Below are 20,863 nucleotides of genomic sequence, written 5' to 3'. Positions count from 1 at the left end.
ACGAACCCACTGGAAGGAAGGTGCCGACCATGACCGATACCGCCGCCGGGGAGGCCGCCCGCGCGGAACGCGGAGAGGGGTACGCGGTCAACGCCCCGTACTACGACCTGATCATCCCCCGCGACCACTGGAACGCCGTCGCCGCCGCGCTCGCGGGCCTCCTCAAGGAAGCCGGGACGATCGCCGAGATCGGTGCCGGGACCGGGTACTTCACCCGGGCGATGCTGGAGTCGCTCGGCCCCGACACCGAGATCTTCGCGATCGAGCCCGCCCGCGTCATGCGCACCGGCCTCGTCACCCGGCTCGCCGCGCTCGAGCCCGGCGCGGCGGCCCGGGTCACCGTGCTGCCCGAGGACGCGATGGCCGCCGATCCGGGAACGCCGCTCGACGCGGTCGTCCTGCTCAACTGCGTCATGCACTTCGCACCGGACGACCGCGAACGGCTGTGGCGGCGGTGGGCGGAACGGCTGCGCCCCGGCGGCCTGCTGATCGTGGAGGCGCAGTACCCGCAGCGCGCCGAGGACGTGCCGGCCTCCGTCGTCCCCGGTGCCTCGCTGGGCCGGTACCGGTACGAGACGCACTCGCGCGCCGAGGCGGTCGGCGACGGGCTGGTCCGCTGGATCAACACCTACCGCACCCTGGAGGGGGACGCGCTCGTCCGCGAGGAGACCGCCGAGTTCGACTGCCACGTCATCTCCGACGCGACGCTGGCCGCCGAGCTGGCGGCCGCCGGCCTGCGGCCCGCCGGGCCGGACCCCGCCGAGGCGTCCGGCCTGCACGTCTGGCGGCGCTGACGTCCGGTGGGCGGGTCAGCGCGGGCCGTGTCCGGCCAGGATCTGCCGCAGCGCCGCCAGCACGGCCGCCCGCTGCGGAACCAGGTAGAAGTGGTCTCCGGCGAAGATCCGCAGCTCGGCCCGCGCGCGCGTCGCCCGGCGCCAGCCGAGCGCCTCGGCGGCGGTGAGGTCGGGGTCCCGGTCGCCGAGGAACATCGTGACGGGGCAGTCCAGCGGCGGCAGCGGCCGGGCCCGGTAGGTCTCGATGATCCGGTAGTCGGCACGGACGTAATCGAAGATCATCGCCCGGAGCGCCGGATCGCGCAGTACCTCGGGCGGCGTGCCGCCCAGCCGCGCCAGCTCGGCCCGCAGGCCCGCGCCGTCCCGGCGGTGCACGTCGCCGCCCCGCTCGTCGTGCGGCGCCTCCCGCGCGGACGCCACCAGGTGCGCCGGCGGGCGGGCGCCCCGCGCCCGGAGCCGCTGGGCCACCTCGTAGGCGACGGTCGCGCCCATGCTGTGGCCGAACAGCGCGTACGGGCCGCCGGTCAGGGGCGCGATCTCGGCGGTGAGCGCGTCCGCCAGCCCGTCCATGTCCGCGGGCACGGGTTCCCCCAGCCGGTCCTCGCGGCCGGGGTACTGCACCGCGACCGGCTCGACGGTCGGCGGCAGCGCCTCCGCCCAATCGGCGTAGACCCCGGCCCCGCCGCCGCCGTGCGGGAAGCAGAACAGCCGCAGCGCGGCGTCCGGGCGCGGCGCGAACCGGCGCAGGGCGCCGCCGCCTTCCTCACGCATTTTCAGAACGTCCTTTCCGTACGACTCCGTACGAGCGACACCGACTGGAGACAGAGATGCATGACGTGATCGTGATCGGCGGCGGCCCCGCCGGGCTCAGCGCCGCCCTGGTGTTCGGGCGCCAGCGCCGCAAGGTGCTGGTCGTCGACGGCGGGCAGGTCCGCAACGCGCCCGCCTCGGAGATGCACATGTACCTGAGCCGGGACGGCTTCCCGCCGTCCCGGCTGCTGGAACTCGGCCGGGACGAACTGGCCGCCTACCCGTCGGTCGAGGTCCGTCCGGGAACCGTCCTGGCCGCGCGCGGCGCCAAGGGCGACTTCACCGTCGAGCTCGCCGACGGGACGGCCGAGCGCGCCCGGCGGCTGGTGCTCGCCACCGGGCAGGTGGACGAGCCGTACGACATCCCCGGGCTGGGGGAGCGGTTCGGCCGCAGCGTGTTCCACTGCCCGTTCTGCCACGGCTGGGAGACCACCGGGAAGACGCTGGCCGTCGTCACCACGGTCCCGCAGGAGGCGATGCTCGCCCTCTACGTCGCCGACCGCTTCAGCGACGACGTCGTCCTGTGCACGCACGGACCGCTCGAGCTCCCCGACGAGATCGCCGCGCGCGTCGCGAAGCGCGGCGTCGAGGTGATCACCGAGCCGATCACCGGCATCGCCGGCGACGTCGACGACCTGCGGTTGCACTTCGCGGGCGGCCGGGTGCTGGAGCGGCAGGCGATCTACCACCGGGCACCGACCCGGCAGCACTCGGAACTGGCGGCGGGGCTCGGCTGCGAGATCCTCGACGACGGCACGGTGCGCGTCAACGAGCTGCAGGAGACGACCGTCCCGGGCGTCGCCGCCGCCGGGGACACCGCCAAGCTCCCGGCCGTGCCCGACGCCGCGACGCTCGTCTCGCTCGGCGCGGCGGACGGCGTCCGCGCGGCGCTGTGGATGGACGGCGACCTCTTCCGCTCCGACCTGGAGGAATCCGGGACCTGACGGCGGCCCCGCACCGGTGGCCGGGCCCGCGCGCCCGGCCACCGGCGTCTCGTGCGTCCGGCCGGACCGGACGACCTCAGCGGGGCTCACGGCGGGCCACGAACAGGTGCAGCCCCGCGTCCGCGAGCGGATGGTCGCCGGCGGGGAGCCGGAACCACGGCCGCAGCCCGGCCCGGCCCATGAGCTCCTCCCACTCGGCCGCGCGCAGGAAGACGCGCTCCTCGGCCGCGCGCGGATCGCCGGGGGCGAGCCGCTCGGCACCGGGCGCGGCCGACATGAGGAACTGCATCGACGCCAGGATCGACGGCAGCTCGCGCACGGTCTCCACGAACACCAGCAGCCCGCCCGGCGCGAGCAGCCGCCCCAGGCCGGCGAGCATGCGGGGGGCGTGCCGGGCGTTGTGCAGGACGTTCGCCGACAGCACCACGTCGAGCGAACCGGTGTCCACGCCCTGCCCTTCGGGTTCGGCGTTGATGTCGAACGCGGCGAAGCGCACCCCGGCCCGGTCGCCGAACCGCTCGCGGCCCAGGTTCAGGAAGTAGCGCGAGACGTCGGTGAACAGGTAGTCGATCTCCGCACCGGACAGGGCGTCCAGCGCCTCGGCGGTGGTGCCGCCGACGCCCGCGCCCGCCTCCAGCACCCGCAGGGGGCCGCCGCGCGCCCGCTCGCGGGCCGCCCACCGCAGCACCTCCCCGACCCCGGCGTTCAGGTACCGGTTCACGCCGTTCTCGCGGTACGCCCCGTCGGCGGCGGTGGCGCCGTCCCCGCCGAACAGCAACTGCTGCACCTGGACCTCGTCGCGGAGCAGCTCCGGGAGGCGCGCCAGCGCCGAGAGGATGAACGCCGTGGTCTCCGCCGGGTATCCGGCCCGCTCGCCCTGCTCCGCCAGGGCACGGCCGGCCGTGGCGACCTGCCCTCGGGTGACGTGCAGCAGCCACCCGTACCCGTCGCGCGCGGTCCGCGACAGGTGCCCCGCGTCGACCAGCGCGGCGAGCCAGCGGCGCAGGATCCAGCGGTGGCGGTCGGCGACGCGGAGGCGGTCGCCGAGGTCGTGCGCCGTGAACCCGTTCCCCAGCGCCGAGGCGGCCGGGCGAAGCGCGGCGCACATCGCCATGAGGGCCACCTCGTCGAGCCGCCGCAGGAACGCGGTCAGTTCGGCCCCGTCCGTCCCGACCGCCCCCGCGACTTCAGCCGCACGCAGCGGCAAGCCCGTGCCCGCGCGGCCGGTGTCCGTGCCGTCCGTGCCCGCGCCGTCCGTGCCCGCGCCGTCCGTGCCCGTGGCGTCCGTGCCCGTGGCGTCCGTGTTCGTGGCGTCCGTGGCGTCTGTGTCCGCGCCGTCCGCGTCCGTGGCGTCCGTGCCCGTGGTGCCGGGAAGGTCGATGACGATCGTGGATTGGGCTCCGGCCCGGCGCAGGACGGTCCGCGCGACCTCGGTCAGGCGGCGGTCGACGAAGGCGGCGAACGGCTCGTGGGCGGTGGCCGGGTCCGGGGCGATCTCCTCGACGGGCGCGGCGGCCGATCCGGCGGGCGACACCACCGCCAGGCTCGCCGGATCGTGCGGGTCGGCGACGATCGCGGCGTCCGGCCCGGCGGCGTCCCGGAGCCCGGCGGCGGTCACCGCGCCCGGCCGGTCCGACAGCGGCGCGAACGGGACGCCGCGCACGCGCGCCGGGCCCCGCCCGAGCCGGGCGGCGAGCGCGGCGGCGCGGTCCCCGGGGAGATCGTCCCAGTTCACGAGGTCGGGCTCGGGGGAATCGGGTGCGTCCACGCGCAGGACCGCGTCGAACCGGTAGCGGGTGAGCTCGGTGTCGGCGCGCATGGTCTTGGGGTGCACGCTGAGCCGGATCCGCCGTCCCGTCTCCGCGCCGATCCGCGCGGCCAGCCCGGCCAGCAGCGGCGGGTCGAAGAGGAACTCGGCCTCGCGCCCGGCGCGTTCCGCGGCCCGCCGGTCCAGCTCGTCCGGCGCCGCGTCCGGTGCCGCGGCCTCCTCGATCCACCGGCAGAACGCGGGCAGCAGCCGGGCGTCGCGCACGTCCCCGACGAGGACCGCCCCGCCGGGGGCGACGGACGCGACGGCGGCGCGCAGGACGGCCTCCAGGTACGGCACGTTCGGGAAGCACTGGGTCACCGAGTTCAGGACGACGAAGTCGGCCCGGCCCCCGGGGAACCCGAGCCGCTCCATCGCCGCGCGGACCCGCGGCGCGTCCGGCCGGTGCGCGGCGGCCCGGACGAACGCGGTGGACGGGATCGCGGCGGCGTCCAGCCGCTCCACCGCGGCCTCGGCCACGTCGGTGCCCACGTACCCCGCCACGCGGCCGTGCAGCCGGTGCGTGAGCAGGCCGGTGCCGCAGCCCAGCTCCAGGACGTGGCGCGGCCGGTGGGCGAGGATCAGGCCGACCGTGTGCGCGACCCATTCGCGCATGTGGTCCGGCGGGAACGGCTCGCCGGTGCCGGAGGCCCGCCAGCCGGACAGGTCGAGGTCGTCGGCGTGCCGAGCCTCCGCCTTGCCGTACGTCCAGTCGTAGACCTCGCCCCAGTGGTCGAGGAACTCCTCGACCAGCGCGCCTGGGGCGGGCCGCACGGCGAGGGCGGACGGGGCCGGGCGGACGCGCACCGTCCCGCCGGTGGCGTCGGGCCGTGCGCTCTCGATCCAGGGATGCGCGTCGAGCAGGGCGTGGACATCAGGCGCGGTCATCGCTCTCCCATCGGGCCGGCGTGCGTTCGTGGCGGGCGGGTTCGTCCGGGACGTGTGCGTGGAGGGTCCGGTCGTGCAGGCGCAGGACGCGGTCCGAGGTGCCGGCGACCGCGGCGTCGTGGGTCACCAGCAGCACGGCCAGGCCCTCGGCCCGCAGGTCCGCGAGGAGCCGGAGGATGCCGGCCGCGGACGCCGCGTCCAGCGCGGAGGTGATCTCGTCGGCGAGCAGCAGCACCGGACGGGCGGCGAGCGCGCGGGCGATCGCGACCCGCTGCCGCTGCCCGCCCGACAGCTCGCCGGGCCGCCGCCCGGCCAGCGCCGGTTCGAGTCCCACCCTGCGGAGCAGGTCCGGGACCTCGGCGAGGGCGCGGCGGCGGGTGACTCCGGAGGTGCGGGTCAGGGCGCGGGCGAGGGCCGTTCCCACGCGATGGGCCGGGTTCAGGGCTCCGGCCGGGTCCTGCGCGACGAGCTGCACCGCGCGGAGCGCCGCGCGGTCCCGGCCGTCCAGCCGCCAGGGCAGGGGACGGCCGAGCAGGCGGGCCTGCCCGGCGGCGGGCGGGTGCAGACCCGCCAGCGCGCGCAGCAGCGTGGTCTTGCCGTAGCCGGAGGGGCCGGTGATCGTGACCAGTTCGCCGCGCGCCACGGTCAGCTCCGCGCCGTCCAGCAGGAGACCGGGCCCGCGGCGCAGCACGAGCCCGTCGATCTCGACCACCGCTTCGCCGGACGCCCGCGCGCCGCCGCCGACCGCCCGGACGGGTTCGGCGGCCGGGGGCCCCAGCTCGTGCACCTGCCCCGCGACACGGTCGACGAAGGCGCGGTCGTGGGAGATGACGACGGTGACCGAACCGCTCGCGCGCCGCCGTGCGAGCGCCTGCTCGACGAGGTCGAGGGCGGCCGGGTCGAGCCCGCTGGTCGGCTCGTCCAGGACGAGCAGCGGCGGATCGCCCAGGAGCGCGCGGGCGAGCGCGACCCGCTGGGCCTGGCCGCCGGACAGCCGGTGGGCGCGCCTGGTCCAGAGCCGCCCGGCGTCCAGGCCGAGCGAGGCCAGCAGGGCCCGCGCGTCCGCCTCGGCCGCCGGGAACCGCCGCCCGTCGAGGACGGCCTTGCCGACGGTCTGCAGCGGGTCGAGCGTCCCCGCCGGGTCCTGGTCGACGAGCGCAGCGTGCGTCCGCCGCCAGCGCCGCGCGGCCTGGCCGGAGGGGACCGGCGCACCGCGCCAGCGCACGTCGCCGCCGGTCTGCCGGAGCCCCGGCGGCAGCAGGCCGAGCACGGCGCGGACGGCGGTCGTCTTGCCGCCGCCGGACGGCCCGACGAGCGCGACCACCTCGCCGGGCGGGGCGTGCAGCGACAGCTTCTCGACGACGGGGTCACCGGCGGCGGTCTCGACGGAGAGCCCGTCCACCCGCAGCCCATCGGCCGGATCCCCGGTTCCGGAGGTCCTTTCGCGGTGTCCGGAACGCGCCGGACGGGACGCTGGACGTCCGGCCGCGCGCCGCCGGACGCCCCCGGCGGCCGGCGCGGCGGTCACCGCCAGCAGGGCCAGCGCGCCCGCCGGTGCGGCCAGGGCCGCCGGGTTGAGGGACGCCCCGGGGAGGTTCTGCCTGAGCATCACGCCCCAGTCGGGCGACTGCGGCCCCGGCCCGAAGCCGAGCGCGGCGAACGCGGTGGAGATCTGCAGCGCCATGACGAACCGCATGACGAGGTCGGCCGTCGCCGCGCCCGCGATCGACGGGAGCACCTCGCGGGCCAGGACGGCGGGCACCCGTTCGCCGCGTCCCAGCGCGGCCTCGACGTAGCCGGAGCCGCGCGCGTCCCGGACCAGGTCGCCGATCAGCCGCAGGCCGAGCGGCGCGCCGCCGCAGACCGTCGCGGCGGTCACCGCCGCGCCCGGCGGCAGCGCCACCGCGAGCACCAGCGCCAGCAGCAGGAACGGGACGGCCAGCAGCAGGTCGGCCGCGCCGGTCAGGATCCGGCCGGGACGCCCGCCCGACCAGCCCGCCGCCAGCCCGCCCGCCGTGCCGAGCGCGGCGGCGGCGACGGCGGCGACGAGCGCGGCGAGGGTGAGGTCCCGGCCGCCCGCGAGCAGCCGGGACAGCACGTCGCGTCCGGCGTCGTCGGTGCCGAGCGGCGCGCCGGGGCCGGGCGGGGTCCACGGCGCGCCGATGGAGGCGGACGGGTCGTGCGGCGCGAGCGCGTCCCCGAACAGCACGACGCCCAGCAGCGCGGACGTCCACAGGACGAGCGCCGCCCTCACCGGGCGTCCCCGGTCCGGGTCAGGGCGGCCAGCGCGTCGGCGAGCAGCAGGCCGCCGAGCACCGCCACCGCCGCCAGCATCGCCACCGCCTGGACGACGGGCGTGTCCCGGGTGCCGACCGCCCCGACGAGCAGCTCGCCGAGCCCGGCGTACCCGAAGACCGTCTCGACGACGGCGGTGGACGCCAGCAGCCCGCCCGCCACCAGCGCGACGACCCGCGCGGCGGGGGCGGCGAGGTGCGGCAGGACGTGCCGCAGCGCCACCCGCGCGCGGGGCACCCCGCGCGCCACGGCGGCGGTCACGTGCGGGCGGCGCAGGACGTCCGCGACGCCGCCGCCGAGGAGCACCGCGCCGTACGCCGCGGCCGGGACGGCGAGCGCCAGCGCGGGCAGCACCAGGATCTCCGGCGCGTCCAGCGGCGAGCCGGTCGCGGGCAGCAGCGACACCGGTGGCAGCAGGCGCAGCGGCCCGGCGAACGCGACGGCGAGCGCCGCCGCGAACACGATCTGCGGGACCGCCGCGGCCCCGGTGATCAGCCCGCCGAGCGGCCCGGCGGCGCGGGACCCGGCGTGCGCCGCCGTCCCGGCCGCCCAGGCGAGCACGAGCAGCAGCGGCACCGCCACGGCCAGCGCGCAGCCCGCCAGCGCCAGCGTCGCGGGCAGGCGCTCGGCCACGACCGCGCTCACCGGACGGTCCGTGACCAGCGAGCGCCCGGCGTCGCCGCGCGGCAGCCCGCCCGCCCAGCTCGCGTAGCGCTCCCACGCGGGCCGGTCCAGGCCGAGCTCGGCGCGCAGCGCCGCCTCCTGGCCGGCCGAGGCCCGCCCGCCGGAGCGCGCCTGCGCCGCGTCCGACGGGAGGAGTTCGGTGGCCCCGAACACCGCCACCGACACCAGGAACAGCACCACCGCCGGCCGCACGACGAACCGCGACACGAGCCGCCACGCGGGCCGCGACACGAGCTGCGACACGAACCGCCGCGCGGGCCGCCACGCAGGCCGTCGCTCGGCCCGTCGCTCGGCCCGTCGCTCGGCCCGCCGCGCGAGCCGTCTCGTCAGCCGTCGCATCGGCCGTCGCATGGGCCGCCGCGTCGGCCGTCTCGTGCGCCGGCCCGCGGGCCGGCGCCGTCCCGGCGTCCCGTCCGGGGGCGGGCCCGGCGTCCCGGCCACCGGTGCGCTCAAGAGGTGAGCCGGGTCCGCTCGATGAACTGGCTCTCGAAGCCGGGGCCGGTCGGCAGGTCCGCGACACGGGAGGAGGCGAGGTCGAGCCCGTCGCCGGTCGCCCAGACGACGTAGCCGCCCTCGTCCCGGACCTGCCGCTGGAGCTCGCCGAGCGCGGCCTTGCGGGCGCCCGCGTCGGCGGTCGCGAGGGCCTCGGCGAACGCGTCGTCCCATGCGGGGCGCTTCCAGGCGGTCTCGTTGGTGGGCGCGTCGGCCAGCAGCGACACCCGCGTCACGTCCAGGAACGGGATGCCGCCGAAGTAGCCGGTGTAGAAGTCGCGCTTGGCGAACACCTCGGTCCAGTAGGTGTCCGGCGGCTCGTTGACGACCTTCACCGTGATCCCGGCGGGCTCGAGCTGCTGCGCGAACAGGGTGGCGGCGGTGTCCATGCCGGGGTAGGAGGTGGTCGTGGCGAGGGTGAGCTCCAGCCCGTCCCCGTGGCCCGCCTGCTCCAGCAGGTCCTTCGCCTCGGCCACGTCGCGGGTGCGCTGCGGGATGCCGGTGGGGCTGGTGGGGTCGGCCGGAGTGAGCAGGTCGTTGCCGACCTTGCCGAAACCGAGGAAGACCTTGTCGAGGAGTTCCTTCCGGTCGGCGGCCAGCTTGATCGCCTCGCGGACGCGCGGGTCGTCGAAGGGCTCGCGGTCCAGCCGCATCACGAACGGGTACATGATGACGCCCGGCCGGCGCACGACCTTCACCGCGTCGTTGCCCCGCGCCTGCCGGGCGGTGGCGGGACTGACGCTGGAGGCGACGTCGGCCTGCCCGGACAGGACGGCCTGCGCGCGGGCCTGCGGGTCGATCACCGCGCGGACCTCGATGCGCTCGGTGGGCGGGCGGCCGCCCCACCACTCGTCCTTGCGCTCCAGCACGGCGTTCTGGAGGTTGCCGCCCGCCATCGTGTACGGGCCGGACCCGGCGGGCGGCTCGTCGAAGTTCGTCGTGCCCTCCGGCACCACGAACGTGATCGACTCCAGGGCGCGCGGCACCTCCGCGTACGGCGCGGTGGTCTTCAGCTCCAGCGTGTGGTCGTCGACGATCCTGGACGCGGCGACGTCGAACATCGTGAAGCGGCCGAAGTTCTCGGCGGACTTGGCGTGGATGCGGCGCAGCGAGAACAGGACGTCGGCGGCGCGCACCGGGCTCCCGTCGCTGAAGGCGGCGTCGGTCCGCAGCTTGACCGTCCAGGTGGTCAGCTTGTCGTCGGGGGTGATGGAGGCGGCCAGCCGCAGCTCGGTGGTGCCGTCCGCGCGGGGCTTGGCCAGCACGTCGTACAGCAGCGCGAACCGGACCAGGTCGGACTGGTTCGGGATGCCGCCGTGCGGGTCGTTGGTCGCGGCGGCGGGGGCGCCGACGGTGACGTAGCGCAGCGTCCCGTCCGAGCCGGAGGCGGAGCCGGAGTCGCCGCCGCACGCGGACAGGGCGGACATGGCCAGGCCGAGTGCGAACACGCCTGCGGCGGCGCGAAAGCGTTTCATGGGTCGGTGGATCCGTTCTTCTCGATGGGGGTGCGGTCGTGCTCAGGGGCGGGGCAGGGCCCGGTCGATCAGGGCGGCCAGCTCGGGCAGCGCGGGCGGGCGCAGCAGGCCGTAGTGGTCGGTGCCGAGGCCGTGGACGTCGAGCGGACCGGCCAGGTGGCGGCCCCAGCCGAGGTCGGGCAGGCCGGGCGGGGTGTCGTCCACGCCCATCCCGATGCCGGAGTTGCGGGCGGCCGGATGGTCGGCCCGCACCAGCAGCGTCCGGACGCGCGCGTCGCCGACCCGGCCGGGCGCGTGCGCGGCCAGGCCCCGCAGGTGCCGGGCGAACACCGCGATCCGGTCCCGCACGTCCTCGCGGCGGCCGAGCAGCCGGTGGCCGCGCAGGCGCCGCGACACCTCGGAGTACCGCGCGCCGGGAGCGAGCCCGCGCAGCTTCGCGCGCTCCTCCTCCGTGCCGGTGCCGAGGTCGACGCCGCCGAACGCCTCGTACGCGGCCAGCAGCCGGACGGTCGCCTCGGCCTCGGCCGCGTCCGCCGTGGGCGCCTCGATCGGGGTGATGTGGGTCGGGTCGTTCGCGTCGAACATCAGCAGGCTCTCGACGTGCCGCCCGTCCTCGGCGAGCAGCCGCACCACCTCCTGGCCGAGGCTTCCGCCCATCGACCAGCCGCCCAGCACGTACGGCCCGCCGGAGCGCTGCCGGACGGCGGCGGCGTACGCGCGGGCCAGGCCGGTGAGGTCGCCGGGCGCGGGGTCGCCGAGTAGCCCCGGATCGGTGACGGCGACGACGGAGTACGCCGCGTCGACCAGGCCGGACAGCTCCACGTAGCACATGACGTCACCGCCGGACGGGTGCAGCAGGAAGAGCGTCCGGTCGCCGGTGCCGTCCCGCAGCGGGACGAGCACGTTGTCGGACACGGTCGCGGACGCGCGCGGCGCCCCGGCGGCCGCCGGTCCGGCCGCCATCGCCGGTCCGGCCGCCATCGCCGGTCCGGTGGCCGGCTCGGCGACCGACTCGGCGACCGGTGGCTCGGCGACCGGTGGCTCGGGGGCCGGTTCGTCCCAGGCGGCGGGGTCGGTGGCCAGGGTCCGCACCCGGTCGGCGTACGCGGCGAACGCCCGGTCCACCTCGTCCGAGGGCAGGAGCCCGTCGACGGCGTCCCATTGCAGCAGCAGTTCGCCGCGCTGCACGAGCACCTGGTGGTCGAGCCAGACCTGCGGTGTCTGGCTCAACGCGTGCACCTGCTCGCCGACCCACTGCAGGTCGGGTTCGCCGCCCACCAGGTCCTCCAGCCCGAGCGCGCTGGTGAACACCACCGGGACCGAGCCGACCTCGCCGGTCCGGGTGGCGCGTTCGGACAGCAGGTCCAGGGCGGAGTACGCGCGGTGGTCCAGGTCGGCGAACAGGCGCCGGTGGACGGCCCGTACCCGTCCGGCGAACGTGCCGGGCCCGCGGCGGTCCACCTCGTGGATCAGCAGCGAGGTGAAGTCGCCGACGACCAGGTCGACGTCGGGGTGGATCGGGGGCCGGTCGAACAGGGTGAGCGTCAGCGCGAAATGCGAACCGCCGGACCAGTCCGCCAGCGTCTCGGCGTACGCGGCCAGCAGCACGGCGGTCGGTGTCGTGCCGCGCCGGGCCGCCTCGGCGCGCAGGGCGTCCCATTCGGCGGGGGCGAGCCGGGCGGTGCGGCGCACGAACACCGGCGGACCGTCCAGGGGGCTCACCGGGAGCGGCGGCGGACCGGGGAGGGTGTCCAGCCGCTCCCGCCAGTACCCGGCGGCGGCCCGCCACGCCGCGCCGTCCCGCTCGGCCTCCAGCGTCCGGGCGCAGGCGGCGAAATCGACGCCGATGTCCGGCAGCGCCGCGTCCGGATCCGCGTAGCGGCGCCGGACCTCCCGGTCGATGATCCAGTAGCTGCCCGCGTCGCACACCAGCACGTCCACGCCGATGAACAGGCGGACGCGGCCGTCCGGCAGCCGGGCCGCCTCGACGTGCAGCAGCGGCCAGCGGTCCGACGGGCCCGGATCGCGCGACAGCCGGGCGCGCAGCCGGGCCAGCCGCGCGTCCCGTCCGTCCTCGTCCAGGCGGGTCAGGTCGTGCACGCGGATCCGGTACGGGGGGACGTGGTCGAGCGTTTTCAGCCGTCCCCGGGCGGTGGTGACGGTGCGGAGCATCGGGTGCCGGTCGATCACCGCGCGCCAGGCGTTCTCGTACCGGGCGACGTCCAGGTCCGGGCAGTCGTACTCGAGGTAGAAGTGGCAGGCGATGTCGCCGAGCGCGTACCCGCCCCCGCGCCCGACCCAGTAGGCGTGCTGGACGCGGGTCATCGGGAACGTGCCGTCGTCCGCTTCGTCGGCGGCGTCCCCGGCCTCCCCGGCCTCCACGGGCACGGTCTCGGGTGCGGCGGGTTCCGCGCCGGTCGCGGCGAGGAGTTCGGCGAGGGCGCCGAGGGTGGGGCGCGCCAGCAGGTCCCGCAGCCGCAGTTCGGTACCGAAGGCGCGGCGCAGCGTGTCCAGCATCCGGGTCGCCAGCAGCGAGTGGCCGCCGAGGGCGAAGAAGTCGGCGTCCGGTGAGGTCACGGGGACCCCCAGCAGGTCCGACCACACCTCGGCCACCGCGCGCTGGTCGGCGGTCAGTTCGGCGCCCTCGTCCGCGTCGCCCGGCGCGGCCGGTTCGGTGTGGGCGGCGGTGGCGGCGCGTTCGCGCAGGTCGGTGGTCGAGACCGCCACCACCGGAGGCGTGCCCGGCCCGCCGGCCGCCACGATGCGGTCGAGGGCGCCCATGCCGGTCGGGGCGTCCAGCGCGAACGTCAGGCGCACCTGGCGCTCGCCGCCCATCGGCCCGACCTTCCAGGCGTCCCAGACCGCGCTGACCCAGCGCGTCCCGCCGGACGGTCCCGCCTCCCCGGTCGATCCGGCCGCCGCCTCGGCCAGCGCGTCGAGGTAGCGGTTGGCGGCGCAGTAGGGGCCCATGCCGATGCCGCCGAGCAGCGTGCCCGCCGACGACATCAGCACCACCGTCGCCGGGCGCCGGTCCGGCGGCAGCGCTTCGATGGCGGCGCGCAGCGCGAGCGCGCCCTCGATCTTCGCGGCGACGTGCCCGGTGACGTGCCCGGCGGTGACGTTGCGCAGCGGCTGCAGATCGGCGGACGCGACGACACCGGCCGCGTGCACGACCAGGTCGATCGGGGCCCGCGCGGCCAGTTCCGCGACGAGCGCCGCGGTCGCCGCCGCGTCCGCCGCGTCCACCCTCCGCACCTCGACGTCCAGGCCCTCGCCGGCCAGCGTCCGCAGCCGGCGGGCCCGGTCGCCGTCCGCCGGGGGGCCGCTCCGGGAGGTGATCACCACGCGCAGGCCGAGCCGTCCGAGGTGCGCGGCGGTGGTCAGGCCGACGTCCCCGAGGCCGCCCGTGATGAGCGCGATGTGCCCGCGCCGCGGCGGCGTCCCGTCCGGTGCCGCGGGCCTCCACGGCCGCAGCCCGCGCGTCCAGCGGACGCCGCTCCGCACCGCCGTCTCGACGCCGGACTCCCGGCCGCCGGTCAGGTCGGCCAGCTCGTCCAGCACGCGGGCCGGTACGTCGGCCCGTTCGTCCAGGTCGAGCGTGCGCCACCGCAGGCCGGGCTGCTCCTGCGCGAGGACGCGCGGCAGCGCCAGCGCGGCCGCCGCCGCGGGGTCGGGCCGGTCGGCGCCCTCGACGCGCTGCGCACCGCGGGTGAGCAGCAGCAGGAAGGCGGGCGGGTCCTCCGCGGCGGCGATGATCCGGGCGAGGCGAGCGTGCCGGAGCACGTCCCCGGTCACGCCGTCCGGGCCGCCGGAGCCGCCGGCGAGCACGATCGCGCCGGTCCACTCCCCGCCGGGAGCCGGGTCCGGCGCCTCTCCCTCCCCGGTCAGGACGGTCGTCCGCGCTCCGGCCTCCGCGAGGGCGGCGGCGAGCCGTTCCGTCGCGGCGCCGTCCGGTCCGGCGACGAGCCAGCGGCCGTCCGCCGCGCGGTGCGCCGGGAGCGGAGCGGTCTGGCGCCACACGGGAACCTGGAGCGGGTCGGTCTCGTCGGGCGCCTCGCCGTCGCCGAGCCCGGCCGGGCGGCGCGGCGGATCGATCCAGAAGCGGCGCCGCTGGAAGGCGTATCCGGGCGCGGCCACCCTGCGGCGTCCCGGCCGGTGCATCGCGGCGAAGTCGACCTCCACGCCGCGCGTCCAGAGCTGCCCGGCCGCCGCGTGCGCGGCCGCGAGGTCGTCCGCGCCGGACTCCACGGCCAGCGCCGGGACGGCGGCGACCAGCGGTTCCAGGCCGTGGGAGCGCGCGAGGGCGGCCAGGGCCGCGCCCGGCCCGACCTGTACCAGCACGGCCGGACGCGCGGACGTCCCGGTCCCGTCGCCGACCGCCGCGCGCACCGCGGCGGAGAACCGCACGGGCTCCCGCAGCTGGCGCACCCAGTGCTCGGCCGTGCCGAACTCCGCGCCCACCGCCCGCCCGGTCACCGTGCTGATCGCCCGGATCGCCGGAACCCGCCCGGTCAGCCCGGTTGCGGCGGCCCGCATCGCGGGCAGCGCCCCGTCGATCAGGCGCGAATGGGCGGCGCCGTCGAAGCGCAGCCGGGACGGCTCGATCCCGGACGCGCAAAGTTCGTCCTCCAGCGCCGCCACCGGGGCGCGCGGGCCGGACACCACGCACGCCTCCGGCGCGTTGACGACCGCGAGGTCGACGTCGCGATGCCGGTCGAGCAGCTCGCGCGCCGCGTCCTCGCCCAGCGGGACGGCCAGCATCGCGCCGTCCCCGGCGGCCTCGGCCATCGCCGTCGAGCGGGCGGCGATCAGCCGCGCGGCGTCCTCCGGCCGCAGGGCGCCGCCGACGACGGCGGCGGTGTACTCGCCGAGGCTGTGCCCCAGCACCGTGTCGGGGACGATCCCCCACGACTCCAGCAGCCTCGCGGTGGCCAGCGACACCGCGTACAGCGCGGGCAGCCCGTGGACCGGTCCGTGCGCGCGCTCCGCGTCCCCGGCCCGCACGATCTCGCGGACGTCGACCCCGAGGAGGTCGCCGAACAGGTCGGCGCACTCGTCCACGCAGGCGGCGAACACGGGCTCGGCGCCGTACAGCGCCGCGCCCATCCCGGGGCGGGCGCTGCCGCCGCCCGGGAAGGCGAACACCAGCCGCGGCGCCGCCGTCACGGGACCGGACGGTGCCGCCGCGGCCAGCTCGCCGAACGATCCGGCCGACAGCCGGTACGGCAGGTGTTCCCGTCCGGCCTGCAACGTGTGCGCCAGGTCGGCCCGGTCGTACCCGCCGCCTTCGCGGGCGCGGGCGGCGAGCGTCCCGGCGGCCTCGCGGAGCGCGGCGGGCTCCCGCGCGGACAGGACGATCGGGTGCGGGCGAGGATCCGGCGCGGCGGGCGCGCGGTCGGGGGCGGGGCCGACGACCACGTGCGCGTTGGTGCCGCCGATGCCGAACGAGCTGATCCCGGCCAGCGGCGGGCCGTCCCACGGCCGCGTCTCGGTCACCACGCCGAACGGGGACCCGGCGAGCCCGAGCAGCTCGCTGACCGGACGCGCGTGCAGGGAGGCGGGCAGCGTCCGCTCCCGCACCGCCAGCACGGTCTTGATGAAGGAGGCGATCCCGGCGGCGGCGTTGGCGTGCCCGATGTTGGACTTGACCGAGCCCAGCCCGCACCAGGCCGGGCCGCTCTCCCCGAACACCTTCCGCAGCGCCGCGACCTCGATCGGATCGCCGATGCGGGTCGCGGTGCCGTGCGCCTCCACGTACCCGACCTGCCGGGGCTCGATCCCGGCGACGGCCTGCGCCTCGGCCAGCACCCGCGCCTGCCCGCGCACGGACGGCGCGGTGAACCCGGCCTTGGCCGCCCCGTCGTTGTTCACCGCCGTCCCGTGCACGACGGCGAGGACGGGATCGCCGTCGTCCAGGGCGTCCCGGAGGCGGCGCAGCACGACGGCGCCCGCGCCCTGGCTGTACACGATCCCCGTGCCCTCGGCGGAGAACGCCCGGACGCGCCCGTCCGCCGAGTAGATGCCGTCCGGAGTGGAGAGGTAGCCGTGGCCCTGCGGGACGATCAGCGACACCCCGCCCGCCAGCGCCGTGTCGCACTCGCCGGACAGCAGCGACTGGACCGCCACGTGCACGGCGACCAGCGAGGTGGAGCAGGTGGTGTTGACGGCCAGCGCCGGGCCGGTGAGGTTCAGCCGGTAGGCGGTCTGCAGGGGCAGGTAGTCGGTCTGCGTGGCCATCGCCGCCTGCAGGCTCCCGGCCGGATCGGCGCCGCCGCCCGTCGGGTCCCACCGGTCCCACAGGTTCGAGGCCAGGTAGGAGCTCTGCGCCGCGCCCGCGAACACCCCGACCGAGCCCGCGCCCCGCCCCCCGCCGTGCCCCGCCTGCTCCAGCGACTGCCAGGCGCACTCCAGGAAGAGCCGGTGCTGCGGGTCGAGCAGCGCCGCCTCGGCGCCGGTGAACCCGAACGGGACGGGGTCGAACCGGTCCTGCCCGTCGATCAGCCCGGCGACCGGGACGTAGGCGGGGTCGCGGCGCAGCGCGCGGGGCACCCCGCGCTCGGCGAGCTGCTCGTCGGTGAGGCGGGCGAGCCCCTCGCGGCCTTCGGTGAGCAGCCGCCAGAAGGCGTCGGCGTCCGGCGCGCCCGGGAAGCGGCAGGCCAGCCCGGTGACGGCGACGGCGGTGTCCTGGCCGGGGTTCATCGCGCGACCTCGGCGGCCCGGCGGCGGGCATCGCGCCGGCCGTCCGCCCACCGCGCCGCCGTACCGGACGGCGGCGCCGATCCCGTGGGTGCCGCGGGCTCCGCGGGTGCCTGCGCGGGCTCCGCGCGGGCCGGGGCCTCGGCGGGTGCCGGGGCCTCGGCGGGGGCCGGTGCGGCGCCCGTCCGTCCGGCGATCCAGGCGGCCAGCTCCCGCACCGTCGGCCGGGTGAACAGGTCCACGACCGACAGGTCCGGGTCGAGCCGTTCCACGAGCCGGGCGTGCGCCCGCACCAGCGTCAGCGACGTCGCCCCCAGCCGGAGGAAGGGGGTGTCCACGTCCACGGGGGCGCCTCCGAGCAGGTCACTGAGGGTCCGCGCGATGATCCCCTCGATCTCCGGATCGGGGGGAAGGTCCGCCACCGGTTCCGGCGCGACGTCGGGCGCGGGCGCCGCCGCGGGCACCGCCGAGGGGGGCGGCGCGGGCGCGGGGGCGGGCGACGGGACAGGGCCGGGGACGACGCCCAGCTCGATCAGCCCGTCCATCGGCAGCCGCTGCTGCAGCGACAGCCCGCGCCGTCCCGCCGCACCGGCCATGCTCGCGGCCCATTCGCCCGCGGCCACCAGCGCCCGCACCGGAGCCAGCGCGCCGCCGGACACGCGCACCGCCACGTCCAGGCCCTGCTCCGCGGCCCGGCCGAGCAGCACGGCGAGATCGTCGCCGGCGGGGGCCGGGGCGGGGGCGGCCTGCGGAGGGAGGGCGGCCCGCGCCGGGGGCGCTCCGGCCGTCCGGCGGTAGGGGTCGGGCAGCGCCTTGTAATCGATCTTTCCGTTGTCGGTGACCGGGAACTCGTCCAGCCACAGCACGCGGCTGGGCACCATGTAGTCCGGCACCCGCTCGCGCAGACGCACGATGAGCGCCTCGTCCGACGGCGGTTCCCCGCCCCCCGACGCGGCCAGGTACGCGACCAGCCGCGGCCGGTCGTCGGGACCGCGGACCGACAGCGCCACCGACTGGCGCACCCCCGGCACGCGGTTGAGCGCCGACTCCACCTCGCCCAGCTCGATGCGGTGCCCGCGGATCTTCACCTGCCGGTCCAGCCGCCCCAGGAACTCGATGTTCCCGTCGGTGCGCCACCGCCCCAGGTCACCGGTCTTGTACAGGCGCCGCCGCAGCACCGGATGGGTGACGAACCGTGCCCGCGTCTGCTCCGCGTCGCCGATGTAGCCGCGCGCCAGGCCGTCGCCCCCGATGTGCAGCTCGCCGACCTCGCCGACCGCGCACGGTCCGCCCCGCTCGTCCAGGATGTGGAAGGACTGGCCGCGCAGCGCGCGCCCGTACGGGATGCTCGGCCAGCCCGGCGGGACGTCGCCGATCGGGTGGCAGATCGACCAGATCGACGCTTCCGTGGCGCCGCCGAGGCTGACCACGGTCGCGTCCGGCGCCAGCACCCGGACCCGGTCCGGCAGCGTCACCGGGATCCAGTCGGCCGACAGGAACACCAGCCGCAGCGGGGCCAGCACCGCGCGGGCGCGCTCCGGCTCGATCTCGGCGTACTCGACCAGCATCTCCATCAGCGCGGGAGCGGTGTTCCAGACCGTGACGCGGTGCCGCTCCATCAGATCGAGCCAGTGCCCCGGATCGCGCTGCCGCTCCGGGTCCGGCAGCACCAGACCGGCCCCGGTGCCCATCACCCCGAAGATGTCGTGCACCGACAGGTCGAAGCTGAACGCCGACAGGCCCAGCACCCGGTCGTCCGGCCCGACCGGGAAGCGGTCGATCAGGTCGTCGATGGTCGTGCGGGCCGCACGGTGCTCGATGGCGACGCCCTTGGGACGTCCGGTGGATCCGGAGGTGAAGATGACGTACGCCAGCTCGTCGGGCGTCGCGGCACGCGGCTCCACCTCGGCCTCGCCATCGCGGCCGTCGTCGCCGCCGAGCGAGCCGCCCGCCGGCAACCGGTGCACCTTCACGCCCGCGGGCCAGGAGACCTCCGACGACTCGGGCACCACGGCCCGGCGCACCCCGGCCTGCTCGCACACCGACGCGATCCGCGCGGCCGGCCAGGACGGCTCGACGGGCACGTAGCCCGCGCCGCTCGCGCAGACCCCGAGCAGGGCCGTGACCTGCTCGGCGCCCTTCTCGAACGCGACCGCGACCAGGTCGCCCGGACCGGTGCCCGTCCCGGCCAGCTCCCGGCCGATCCGGTGCACCCGCCCGGCGAGGCCGGCATGTGTCACCTCTCCCGCGCCGTCCAGCAGCGCCGCGTTCCCCGGATGCTTCTCCGCCGCCCAGCGCAGCGGATCGTCCAGCAGCGGCCCGGCGTCGCCGAACGGGTGCCGGACCAGCGGCTCGTCCGGGAGGAACGTCGGGTCCCAGCCGAGGGCCGGATCGGTCCACGCGTCCGGACCGGCGGCGAGCCGCCGCAGCAGCCGCAGGTGCGCGTCGCGCATCCCGGCCACGTGGCCCTCGCCGAACGCGCCGTCCGCCGCGTCCCAGGCGATGCGCAGCCGCCCGCCCTCGTCGTGGACGATGTGGTCCAGCGCGACCTGCGGGGTCTGCGAGACGCCGAAGACCTCCTCGCCCAGCCACGCGGCCGGCGGCCGGCCGGGATCGGACAGCCCGAGCCCGCTGGTGAAGACGACGGGATGGGACGGCGTCAGGTCCGTCGCCCCGGCATCGCGCAGCACCTCGACCCCGGACACCGTCCGGTGGTCCATGTCGGTCCAGAACCGCCGGTTCACCCGCTCCGCGAACGCCGCGAACCCGCCGGTTCCCGGCCGGGGCACCTCGACCAGGATCGTCGAGGTGAAGTCGCCGACGAGGTGCTCCAGTTCCGGATCGTCCGGCCGGTCGAACAGCGTCGTGTTCAGGCTGAACGGGGCCGCGGCCCCCCACCGTTGCAGCACCAGGCCGAACGCGGCCAGCAGGACGCCCGTCGGGCTCAGGCCGTGCCCGGCGGCGCGCTCCCGCAGCGTTCGCCACTCGCCTGCGCCGAGCTCGGCCGCCTCCCGGGAGAACCGGTGGCCGCGCAGCTCCGCCAGATCGGTCGCCCACGGGAGGCGGGGCCCCGGCGGCAGCTCCCGTGCCGCCCAGTACTCGCGGTCCCGCTCGCGCCGGGGATCGTCGGCGTGCCGCCGCATCACCTCGGCGAACGTCAGTGCGGCGCGCGGGAGCCCGGCCCCCGGATCGTCCACGAGTCCGCCCCACTCGGCCAGGATCTGCATCCAGCCCGCCAGGTCGAGGGCCAGCACGTCGATCCCCAGGAACACCCGCGTGCGCCCGTCCGGCAGGAAGGCCGCCCGCACGTCGAACAGCGGCCACCGGGCGGGATCACGGACCTGGTGGGAGCACGCGCGACGCACCCGATCCAGGACGGCGTCCGCGTCCGCCGCGTCCCGCAGATCGTCGACGGGGAACGCGTAGCGGTCGACCTCGGGCAGCACGCGCTGGCGCCCGTCCGCGTCCACGACCATCCGGAGCATCGGATGGTGCGCCACCAGCCGGTTCCACGCCGCTTCGAGCCGGGCGAGGTCTTCCTCCGGGGCGCCGTCCGGCCGCCGGTCGTACTCGCGGTAGTAGAAGGTGGCCACGCCGCCCAGCGGGAACGCCGGATTCCGGCCGATCCAGTACGCCGTCTGCAGCGGCGTGAGCGGGAACGCCTCGCCGGTCTCCGCCGCCCCGTCGGGCTCCCGGGCGGCGACGCTCCGCACGGTGGCGTCCCCGAGGAAAGCCTGCAGCGGCAGGTCGAGCCCCAGGTCGCGCAGCCGCCGCCGCAGCCGGACGGCGGTGAACGACTCCAGCCCCAGGACGGTCAGCGGCGTGTCGGGATCGACGGCGACGAGGTCGAGCCCGAGGACCTCGGCGACCATCGCACCGACTTCATCGACCATCGCGGGCGGGGACGGCAGCACGTCACGCATGGCTCTCCCAAGATCCGGACAAGCACGAACTGTACGATAATGATTATCACAACCG

Annotated in this window: 9 protein-coding genes; 2 read left to right on the top strand and 7 right to left on the bottom strand. The window is 77.2% G+C overall.

The genetic code is table 11. The features are described from left to right. The first annotated feature begins 29 nt into the window (after positions 1–29). Positions 30–794: a trans-aconitate 2-methyltransferase gene (locus F7P10_RS16150; protein WP_151010096.1), complete on the top strand. Its 765-nt coding sequence runs from the start codon at positions 30–32 to the stop codon at positions 792–794. Positions 795–809: 15 nt separating this feature from the next. Here F7P10_RS16150 and F7P10_RS16145 read toward each other — a convergent pair whose 3' ends face one another. Next, positions 810–1,565, bottom strand: coding sequence for a thioesterase II family protein (locus F7P10_RS16145; protein ID WP_151010095.1), 756 nt, complete (start codon positions 1,563–1,565; stop codon positions 810–812). Between the two features lie 56 nt (positions 1,566–1,621). Between F7P10_RS16145 and F7P10_RS16140 the strand changes: the two genes are divergently transcribed. After that, a complete protein-coding gene (locus tag F7P10_RS16140) occupies positions 1,622–2,548 on the top strand; it encodes an NAD(P)/FAD-dependent oxidoreductase (protein ID WP_151010094.1) in 927 nt (308 codons plus the stop codon). A 76-nt stretch (positions 2,549–2,624) separates the two neighbouring features. Here F7P10_RS16140 and F7P10_RS16135 read toward each other — a convergent pair whose 3' ends face one another. The 6 genes from F7P10_RS16135 to F7P10_RS16110 form a co-directional block, all read right to left on the bottom strand. Next, positions 2,625–5,243 (bottom strand): methyltransferase, encoded by a 2,619-nt coding sequence (locus F7P10_RS16135; RefSeq protein ID WP_151010093.1) that lies wholly within the window; start codon positions 5,241–5,243, stop codon positions 2,625–2,627. Next, positions 5,230–7,497 carry an ATP-binding cassette domain-containing protein gene (locus F7P10_RS43335; protein ID WP_254716627.1) on the bottom strand — a complete coding sequence of 756 codons (2,268 nt, stop codon included), beginning with the start codon at positions 7,495–7,497 and terminating at the stop codon, positions 5,230–5,232. Before F7P10_RS43335 ends, F7P10_RS16135 begins: the two co-directional genes overlap by 14 nt. Continuing rightward, complete coding sequence (locus F7P10_RS16125; RefSeq protein ID WP_254716626.1) at positions 7,494–8,465, bottom strand: ABC transporter permease; 972 nt, start codon at positions 8,463–8,465, stop codon at positions 7,494–7,496. Before F7P10_RS16125 ends, F7P10_RS43335 begins: the two co-directional genes overlap by 4 nt. Positions 8,466–8,671: 206 nt before the next feature. Then, positions 8,672–10,189, bottom strand: a complete 1,518-nt coding sequence (locus F7P10_RS16120; protein WP_176611492.1) for an ABC transporter substrate-binding protein — start codon at positions 10,187–10,189, stop codon at positions 8,672–8,674. Positions 10,190–10,231: 42 nt separating this feature from the next. Then, on the bottom strand, positions 10,232–16,888 hold the full coding sequence (locus F7P10_RS16115) for a type I polyketide synthase (RefSeq protein ID WP_151010091.1): 6,657 nt from the start codon (positions 16,886–16,888) through the stop codon (positions 10,232–10,234). After that, positions 16,885–20,808 carry a non-ribosomal peptide synthetase gene (locus F7P10_RS16110; protein ID WP_151010090.1) on the bottom strand — a complete coding sequence of 1,308 codons (3,924 nt, stop codon included), beginning with the start codon at positions 20,806–20,808 and terminating at the stop codon, positions 16,885–16,887. The genes F7P10_RS16115 and F7P10_RS16110 overlap by 4 nt, the downstream gene beginning before the upstream one ends. Positions 20,809–20,863 lie beyond the last annotated feature (55 nt).

Source organism: Actinomadura sp. WMMB 499, assembly GCF_008824145.1.
Classification (GTDB): Bacteria; Actinomycetota; Actinomycetes; order Streptosporangiales; family Streptosporangiaceae; genus Spirillospora.
Note: the sequence above shows the minus strand (reverse complement) of the source record. Positions and strands in the feature narration are given on the sequence as shown.